At 62.7% G+C, this 2,381-nt stretch carries 2 protein-coding genes and 1 pseudogene; all 3 read left to right on the top strand.

Annotated features, from left to right (window positions below; genetic code table 11):
• On the top strand, positions 1-1,698 hold a 1,698-nt coding region (locus EOA29_RS33215), incomplete at its 5' end, for a terminase large subunit (protein ID WP_348628930.1).
• Positions 1,695-1,991, top strand: coding sequence for an HNH endonuclease signature motif containing protein (locus EOA29_RS33210; RefSeq protein WP_127222189.1), 297 nt, complete (start codon positions 1,695-1,697; stop codon positions 1,989-1,991). The genes EOA29_RS33215 and EOA29_RS33210, both read left to right, overlap by 4 nt.
• A 94-nt stretch (positions 1,992-2,085) precedes the next feature.
• Positions 2,086-2,381: pseudogene (locus EOA29_RS33205) on the top strand (phage major capsid protein); the annotation flags it as partial.

Below are 2,381 nucleotides of genomic sequence, written 5' to 3'. Positions count from 1 at the left end.
CTGGTGGATTGTCGTCAACATTGCGATCGATCCCGCAAGCGTGATGTGGGTGTTGCAGTGCTCGACGACGGGCGCGGCGCCATGAGCGCAAATCCGGTTCCAATGCCCAAGAGACGCTCCAAAGCGGGGACCGGCGTCCACCTGTTGCGTTCACATTCCCATAAAAAATCGGGGAAAAAATCGACGGCCGAAACCGTCATTGCATTCCTCGAAACCCTCAAGATTCCGGAAGGTCCGCTGGCCGGAAAGCCGCTCAAACTGGCCGGTTTTCAGAAGGATTTCGTTCGCGGTGCGCTCGATCCGGCGAACATGGTTGCCGTACTGTCGATCGGCCGCGGCAACGCGAAAACTGCGCTGAGTTCCGGTGCGGCACTCGCCTGCCTGATGGGAAAGCTCGATACGCAGCCCAAGCGCGAGATCATCTTTGCGGCGCGCAATCGCGACCAGGCAAAAATCGCCTTCGGATTCCTTGTCGGATTCATCGAAAGCCTGCCCGAGGAAGAACAGGAACTGTTCACCATCCGGCGCGGTCAGCGTCTGGAGGTGGAATACAGCGGCAATGGCGGCGGGCTGGCCCGCTGTATCGCGGCCGATGGTAAATCGATCTTGGGCGGCGCTCCAAACCTTGCCATCCTTGACGAACGCGCCGCATGGGACCGGGAAAAAGGCGATAGCCTCGAAAATTCGATCCTGTCTGGCCTGGGCAAGCGCAACGGCAAGGCGCTGATTATCTCGACTAGCGCGCCGGACGATGCAAACACCTTCAGCCGGTGGCTGGATGAACCGCCTCCGGGCACGTATGTGCAGGAACACAGGCCGGCCTTCGGGCTTCCCGCAGACGATGCAGAAAGCCTTCTGGTAGCCAATCCTGGCGCTGCTGAGGGCATTGGCGCATCGCTTGAATGGCTGCAGGCGCAAGCCCGGCGTGCCATTGCCCGCGGCGGCTCGGCGCTATCGTCTTTCCGTAACCTGAACAGGAACGAACGCGTTTCGACCGAAGATCGCAGCGTGCTTGTGACGGTCGACGAATGGCTGGCCGCGGAGGTGGCGCCCGACGCTCTCCCGCCACGCGAAGGCGAATGCGTTCTTGGCGTGGATCTTGGCGGTTCCCGTTCGATGTCGGCAGCGGCCTTCTACTGGCCCGCAACCGGGCGCTTGGAGGCCGTGGGCACCTTCCCGACCAAGCCAGGGCTTGCCGATCGTGGCGCGTCCGATGGCGTGTCTGGCCGCTATACCGAGATGCAAGAACGGGGCGAACTCACCACACTCGGCGAAAACACCGTTCCGCCCGGCCTATGGCTGGCCGAAGTCGTCAAGCTGGCTGATGGCGCGACCATCTCTTGCATTGTCGGGGACCGGTTTCGCCATGCCGAGTTTGTCGAGGCGATGCAGGGCGCCGGGCTGTCCCGCGTGCCGTTCATCTGGCGCGGCTTCGGATGGAAAGACGGCTCGGAAGACATTGAGCGGTTCCGTAGGGCGCTGTTCGACGGGCATGTGCAAACCCGCCCCTCCCTGTTGCTGCGCTCTGCCATGGCCGACGCCATCACGTTGATTGACCCGGCCGGCAATCACAAGCTGGCGAAGGCTCGCTCGCTCGGCCGTATCGACGCGGCTGCGGCGGCAATCCTGGCCGTGGCGGAGGGCAACCGGCGAGCCGCTAGGCCAGTCAAGAAGGCGCGGGCCGCTTCGTGGGTATGAAGCACGGCCGCGCCGGCTATTCCGTCTACCGTTCCGCGCAATGGCAAGCCCTACGGCTCCAGGCCAAGCGGCGCGACGGTTTCAAATGCACCGAATGCGGCACCCGCGGCCGGTTGGAAGTGCATCACAAGATACCGGTGCGGCAGGCGCCGGAACTCGCTTACGACCTGGGCAACGTCGAATGTCTTTGCCCGCCCTGCCACACCCGCAAAACCAATGCCGAACGCGGCATTAAACCGAACCCCGCGCGCGAAGCGTGGGCATCTCTACTTGAAAGGAAGCTAAGTGCTTGAATCTGTAAAAATCCAGCGTCGTCAGTCTGAAATCCGCCAGTCGCTGGCCGAGCTGGTCGGTAAGGAAAAGCCGACCGCCGAGGAGACCCGCGCCATGGAAGGCATGGACGCGGAATATCGTTCGAACGAAGTCCGCTATCGTGCATCGCTGATCGCCGAGGACGCGGAACGCCGCGAGGCCGGTGCTGATCTGGAGACCCGCTCCGATCGCGAATATGCCGAACTCGTCGACAAGTTCGAATTGCGCCAGGTGGCTCTGTACCTCGACGAAGGCGCCAAGATTGAAGGCCCGACCGCTGAAGTCATCGCCGAGATGCGCAGCAAGAATGGCTATCGCGGCGTTCCGATCCCGTACGCCGCGCTTGCGCTCGAACAGCGTGCCGGTGAGAC

It is taken from the genome of Mesorhizobium sp. M1E.F.Ca.ET.063.01.1.1 (assembly GCF_003998155.1).
Taxonomy (GTDB): domain Bacteria; phylum Pseudomonadota; class Alphaproteobacteria; order Rhizobiales; family Rhizobiaceae; genus Mesorhizobium.
Note: the sequence above shows the minus strand (reverse complement) of the source record. Positions and strands in the feature narration are given on the sequence as shown.